This window comes from Atribacter sp., from assembly GCF_035418125.1.
In the GTDB taxonomy this organism is placed as follows: Bacteria; Atribacterota; Atribacteria; order Atribacterales; family Atribacteraceae; genus Atribacter; species Atribacter allofermentans.
The window spans coordinates 1-3,412 of record NZ_DAOLQM010000238.1 but is presented as its reverse complement, the minus strand read 5'-3'; the positions used below and the strand labels follow the sequence as shown (position 1 = coordinate 3,412).

Here is a 3,412-nt window from a genome sequence, read left to right as displayed (position 1 = left end):
TAATATGAGAGTACTTGAGAATAGGGCTGGAGAGATGATCTTCAGCCCTATTTTTTTGAATAAGTAAGAAACGTTACTTTATTTATTAGTTAACAAGAATAATATGATTCGTATATAATGAGAGTATGACTAAAGAACGATCACTCATCAGAAACACCGCGGTAGTTGGAGCTGGTACATTTCTTTCCCGTATTACCGGACTCATCAGGGAAATCCTGGTTTCCTCGATGTTTGGAGCTTCTTGGGTAACTGATGTATTTTTTGTTGCCTACACCATACCAAACCTACTTCGTCGCTTGTTTGCAGAGGGGGCACTCAGTACTTCAGTTATTCCGGTATTTTCTCAATATTCGGAAAAAAGCCACGATGAATCCCAAAAGTTTATTTATTCAATATTTACCGGTCTTACCTTGGTAGTATCAGTTGTTTGCGTTATAGGAATAGCTTTTTCACCTTGGATCGTTGAGATGGTTGGAGTTGGCTTTCGTTCCGAACCGGATAAAATTCATATGGCTATCAACATGACCCGTATTATGTTCCCCTTTTTGCTCATAATATCCTGGTCGGCTCTGGTCATGGGAATACTGAACACCCTCCACATTTTCAGTTGGTCAGCGATAGCGCCGGTATTTTTTAATGCCGGGACAATTCTTACTCTTTTGTTGCTCAGAGCCTATGCCGGCCCGTATTCTTTAGCAATTGGTGTGCTGATTGGTGGTATTGGTCAATTTGTTATTCAGCTTTATCCCTTTTATAAAAAAGGATTTGTTCTCAAATTTTTCAGAAAATTTTGGCAAGACCCAGGTTTTCGTGAGGTAATTCGACTCATGCTGCCAGTTACCTTGGCTCTGGCAGTTGGTCAAATAAACACCTTGGTCGATCGAATCATTGCTTCAACTTGTCAAGAAGGAGCGGTATCCGCACTCTATTATGCTGATCGTTTATTAGAACTCCCCTTAGGAATTTTTGGTATTGCTCTTTCAACCGCCATTCTTCCTTCCCTGTCACAGTTAGTATTTAAAAATAATCCTCAAGAATGGAATAATACTTTTTCTCAAGGAATCCGATTGGTTTTATTCATAATGATTCCCATTACAACTTACCTGGCTATATTTCGAAATGAAGCCATACGCTTAATATATGAACGAGGAATGTTTGACACGGTTGCATCTCAGATGACTGCCCAGAGTCTTTTGTTTTACCTTCCCGGACTGGTTTTTTTCTCGATGAATCACATTATCACCAAAGCCTTCTATTCGCTTAAGGATACTGTGACACCAGTTCGAATCAGTGTTATTATGGTAGGTGTAAATGTAGTTTTAGATTTAATATTGGTTCGTTATTTAAGTTTTAGTGGTTTAGCCTTGGCAACCTCTCTGGTGGCAGTACTCAATTGTATCTGTTTATTTATTTCTCTCAAGAGAAAACATGCTTTTTATGAAAAAGACCATACCTTTTGCTATTGGTTGGTTAAGATAATAATTTTAAATCTTCTGTTTATCGGGCTTTGCTGGGGTATCCTTCATGTTGTGCAAAACTTACAGAGTATACTATCGCTGCTGGCCTTTTTCGGGATTTCGGTAGTCGTTTTTAGCTTGATATATATCTTACTGTCTCAATCTATAGGATTGAAAGAAGGAAAATCTATATGGTCTTTTATTTTACGTAAGCTAGTAGGAAAGGGTTAATATTATGACAGAGAATCAATCGATTCGTAATTTTTGTATAATCGCTCATATCGACCACGGAAAATCAACCTTGGCTGATCGGATATTGGATTTATGCCATACTATTCCTAAACAAAAAATGCGAGATCAAGTATTGGATCGTATGGATTTGGAGCGAGAAAGAGGAATAACTATCAAGGCAAAAGCGGTAAGATTGCAGTATTTTTCTTCTCAGCGGAATTCCTCTTATGTTTTTAATATGATCGATACCCCCGGTCATGCCGATTTCAGTTATGAAGTGTCAAGAAGTTTAGCGGCTTGTGAAGGAGCATTATTGGTAATTGATGCCACTCAAGGTGTTGAGGCACAAACTTTAGCTCATACCAATATAGCTTTAACCCAAGGTTTGGCTATATTGCCGGTAATCAATAAAATAGATCTTCCTTCAGCTAATCCCGCTCGAGTTTATGAAGAAATTGAGAGTATTCTTGGTCCAGACCATCTTCCTATTACTTTGGTGAGTGCCAAATTGGGAGAGGGAGTTGAAGAACTCTTAGAAAAAGTAATTGACTATATTCCATCCCCTCAAGGCCAGAGAGAAAAATCCTTAAAGGCCTTGGTATTTGATTCGGTATATGATTCCTATCGGGGGGTTTTGCCTTTTATACGAATTTTTGAAGGACTCATTCATAAGGGTTTTGAAATCATGATGTATTCAAATAAACAGAAATACCAAGTAATAGAAATAGGTATTTTTAATCCTGACATGAAAGAGATTGATTCTCTCGGGCCTGGTGAGGTTGGATATATTTCTTGTAATATAAAGGCTATTCAAGATTGTCGGGTCGGAGACACCATAACTTCGGCGGCCAATCCGACTCCTCAAGCCGTACCGGGTTATAAACAGGCAAAACCGATGGTTTTTTGTAGTTTTTATCCAGTGAATGCCGAAGGGTATGAGATCTTAAAAGAGGCATTGGAAAAACTCCAACTCAACGATGCGTCTTTGATGTACGAACCAGATATTTCTGAAGCTTTGGGATTCGGCTTTCGCTGTGGATTTTTAGGTTTACTCCATATGGAAATCATTCAAGAACGTATCGAACGAGAGTTTGACATTGAAGTGGTAGCAACTGCTCCTCATGTGGTTTATCATGTCTTGACCAAAAATGAGGAAATTATTGAAGTAAAATCCCCTCGGGATTTCCCTCCTGCAGGAGAAATTGAAGAAGCCGAGGAACCAATTGTTGAAATGAAAATTATAGCTCCATCGACTGCCATTGGTGGAGTTATGGACCTCTGCCAATCCAAGCGAGGTGTTTTGCAAGACATGACTTACTTGGATCCAAGTACGGTGATTATACGTTACCACCTCCCCATGGCTGAAATTCTTTTCGATTTTTATAACCGGCTTAAATCAGTAAGTCGTGGGTATGCAAGTATGGACTATGAATTTTTTGGTTACGCCTCATCCAATTTAGTTAAAGTGGATATTTTAGTGAGCAAAGAAAAGGTTGATGGATTATCCTTTATTAGCCACGAAGAAAATGCAGCCCGTCGGGCACGAGAATTAGTGACCCGTCTTAGGAAAATAATCCCTCGCCAAATGTTTACCGTTACAATTCAAGCTGCCATTGGGGGAAAAATCATTGCTCGAGAAGATGTTGCTGCTCTAAGAAAAGATGTATTAGCAAAATGTTATGGTGGAGACATTACCCGGAAAAGAAAACTTTTAGAAAAGCAAA

The 3,412-nt window shown here is 38.9% G+C and carries 2 protein-coding genes; both read left to right on the top strand.

What is annotated here, in order from left to right:
- Positions 1-125 precede the first annotated feature (125 nt).
- Positions 126-1,688 carry a murein biosynthesis integral membrane protein MurJ gene (gene murJ, locus PLK24_RS09850; RefSeq protein WP_324478680.1) on the top strand — a complete coding sequence of 521 codons (1,563 nt, stop codon included), beginning with the start codon at positions 126-128 and terminating at the stop codon, positions 1,686-1,688.
- A 4-nt stretch (positions 1,689-1,692) separates the two neighbouring features.
- The coding region (lepA, locus tag PLK24_RS09845) for a translation elongation factor 4 (protein ID WP_324478677.1) at positions 1,693-3,412 on the top strand (1,720 nt) is incomplete at its 3' end.

Excerpts from the sequence above, each read along its gene's own strand:
- murJ (WP_324478680.1), top strand. The coding sequence starts at position 126 with ATGACTAAAGAACGATCACTCATCAGAAACACCGCGGTAGTTGGAGCT.